Genomic DNA, 418 nt, shown 5'->3' with positions numbered 1-418 from the left:
GGGTCGGAGGTGGTCGGCGGGGTGGAGGCGGTCGGTAGGCCGATAGTCGCGGTCGTGTCGGGGGCCACCGCCAGGCCGGAGGCCGTCGTCGGGCTGGAGGCGGCTCGCTGGCTGGAGGTCGCGGTCGCGTCGGGGGCCGTCACCGTGTCGGGGGCCGCCACTGGGCCGGGGGCGGTCGGCGGGGTGGAGGACGTCGGTAGGTCGGGAGTCGCGGTCGCGTCAGGGGGCGCCGCCAGGCCGGAGGCCGTCGTCGGGCCCGAGGGGATCGGCGGGTCGGGTCGGCCGGGAGTGAGGTCGGGGGGTCGTGTGGGCTCGCGCTGTGGGGCGGGGTTCGGATTTTCGGTGAGTCCGTGGGTGGTGTCCTCGGTCGGCGGGGGCGGCTCGGGGCGGGCGGGGGGGGCGGTGGAACCGGGGAACT

It is taken from the genome of Actinoallomurus acaciae, from assembly GCF_042429965.1.
GTDB classification, from domain to species: domain Bacteria; phylum Actinomycetota; class Actinomycetes; order Streptosporangiales; family Streptosporangiaceae; genus Actinoallomurus; species Actinoallomurus acaciae.
Note: the sequence above shows the minus strand (reverse complement) of the source record.